At 48.8% G+C, this 2,623-nt stretch carries 2 protein-coding genes; both read right to left on the bottom strand.

Annotated features, from left to right (window positions below; all coding sequences use genetic code 11):
• Window positions 1-1,684: phospho-sugar mutase (locus tag MHN01_RS24060; RefSeq protein ID WP_239413903.1), on the bottom strand; the 1,684-nt coding region annotated here is incomplete at its 3' end.
• Window positions 1,685-2,048: 364 nt separating this feature from the next.
• Window positions 2,049-2,570 (bottom strand): DUF2058 domain-containing protein, encoded by a 522-nt coding sequence (locus MHN01_RS24065; protein WP_239413905.1) that lies wholly within the window; start codon window positions 2,568-2,570, stop codon window positions 2,049-2,051.
• Window positions 2,571-2,623: the final 53 nt, after the last annotated feature.

The following is a 2,623-nucleotide window of genomic DNA, read 5'->3' on the forward strand; positions in this document are numbered from 1 at the left end:
GACTGATTAACTCAGCCATTGCAGCCTCTGCACGCTGCTGTGCATGCTCAAGCGTATCTTCATGACTCATCGCCTCAACCACTTCATAGTAGCATTTCAACTTAGGCTCTGTTCCTGACGGACGCACCACCACTCGCGAATCATCGTCGAGGTAATAGATCAGCACATCACTGGACGGCAGATCGATCGATTCAATCTTGCCATCGGTATAAATGGTCTGTGATTTTTTCAAATCATCCGTCTTCACAATGTGGCGACCAGAAATGGTCTCCGGAGGATTGGCTCTCAGGCTATCACCAATTGGGGGCGAACCCGGCTGTAGTGCAATACTCTTTTGGACATTCAGATACAGACCATGTTCACGGTAGATAGCTTCCAGCTGATCCCAAACAGTCTTGCCATTCACAGCCAGCTCAGCCGCCAGCTGAGCAAAGGCAACCAGTGCTGACAACCCATCCTTATCCCATACATCGCTACCAACGGTATAACCAAGAGCTTCCTCGTAGGCGAACAAGAATCGGCTCTCATCCGTCTGTTGCTGCATAGCGACATTCGTCAACCATTTGAAACCTGTCAGGGTCTTGTAGTAATTGGCTTCGACCGACTTGGCAACCTGCTTTAATAGGCTTGAGGAAACGATTGTTGCACCTACCAGGTTTTGCCCCGGCTCGGCATGTGTCAGCAGGTAATGCCCAAGTAGCACACCAACCTGATCCCCCGTCAGCATCCGGTATTCGCCCTCTTCCGTTCTAGCTGCAACCGCAAACCGGTCGGCATCAGGATCGTTGGCACACGCCAAGGTGGCATCATGCTTCTTGGCTTCGGCAATTACCATGTCCATCGCTCCCGGTTCTTCGGGATTAGGAAAGTTCACGGTAGGAAAACGGCCGTCTGGCTCACGCTGCTCGGCGACGCTGTAGACCTGGGTAAAGCCAGCATCAGCCAGTAGTGCTTCTGCCATATTGGCACCAACGCCATGCATGGCAGTATAGGCCAGGCTAATCCCGGCTGGCTGAGTGTGGTTCGACAGCAACTTGCTTTTATTCACCGTCTGACGATAAGTATCGTAAAATGACTCACTCAACCAGAACAACAAACCTTGCTGTTTAGCCAGCTCTAAATCAAGCAACTCAATTTCTTGCTGGGTTGCGATATCAATCTGTTCGGCAATGCCCGAATCATGAGGCGGAATGATCTGGGCACCGTTCCCCCAGTAAACCTTAAAACCGTTATATTCAGGCGGGTTATGGCTAGCCGTCACTACAACACCGGCAGCAGTTTCAAAGTGTTTCACCCCAAAAGCCACCATAGGTGTAGGTGCTTCATGGGTGGTCATATACACTTTTATCCCTTGAGCGGTCAGTGCCGAGGCAGTCTCGTGAGCAAAGCGCTTCGAATCAGGACGACCGTCAAAACCGATAATCACACCGCGCTCGGCTGCATCCTGTTCTGTTGCCAGCAGATATTTGCCAAGCCCCATCGCCGTTTCTTGAATCACCAGGCGGTTCATTCGGTTTGGTCCGGCACCGACGATTCCCCTTAGCCCGGCAGTACCAAATACCAGCCGTCCGGAGAATCGATCTGCCAGCTCGGCTTCTGCGTTTGAGTCAATAAGCTGTTGTAGCTCATCACGTGTTTTAGGGTCAGGGTCTCGCGCTATCCAACGAGAAATTTCAGTCTTCATTATTAATGTTCCTACGACGCTGATTACATTCACAACCTACTATAAATGATATTCATTCGCATTAAGTTATTCGTATATCCTATATCTGAAAGCACCAAACGCTCAAACTATCACCGATTTTAGCCTCACAGGTCATAATTCACGCTTGGAAAAAAGCGAAACCAATGAATGAAGTATAGAGGGAATAGCGTTCTCTACCATTTTGTCGCTGAGACGGCAGGAAAAATTGCTTGCAAACCATTAGCTAACACCACTTTATGAGCAGGCTGCATAACTTTGCTTATTCAGAATAATCTTACTCGGAGGAGGAATGATTAAAGAGGAAGGCGGAGTGCCAGTCGGCACCCCGGGATAGCTGAGTCAATTACCACATCAGATCATCAGGGATCTTGAAGTCTGCGTACGGATCGTCCTCATCCATTTCCTGCTCGTCAGCCGTATTGTTAACGATGATTGATTCTTCATCACGCTGGCTGATTTTATCTGCCACTACACCCGGTACTATGGCATAGCTATCAAGGTAACGTGCAATCGCCAGTCGGCCACTAACCAATTGATCCTGAATTGATTTATCGACATAAATTTTCTTGACCAGGGTACCGTCAGTAAAGTTGTAGCCGATCTCACCATCGTTACATTCGATCTTATTCATCTCAATCAGCTGTTTCACCTGCGAGGCAATCGCCTTCTTCTCGGCTTCCGCCTGCTTCTTACGGTTTAGCTCCTGATCCTGAGCAAGCTGAGCAGCACGGTTAGCTTCAACGGCCGCTTTGGCTTCTTTCGCCTGAGTTCTCGATTTCTTGGATGATTTTCCTGCTTTTTTTAGTTTCTTCTTATCAACAAGACCTGCTTTCAGCATCTGCTCTTGTAACGTTAGCTTTGCCATTTTGACTCCGTCGCGGGCACAGTTTCATTAAACAGTGATAACAACCGGCGTTA

It is taken from the genome of Photobacterium sp. OFAV2-7 (genome assembly GCF_022347985.1).
Classification (GTDB): Bacteria; Pseudomonadota; Gammaproteobacteria; order Enterobacterales; family Vibrionaceae; genus Photobacterium.

Excerpts from the sequence above, each read along its gene's own strand:
- MHN01_RS24065 (WP_239413905.1), bottom strand. The coding sequence starts at position 2,570 with ATGGCAAAGCTAACGTTACAAGAGCAGATGCTGAAAGCAGGTCTTGTT.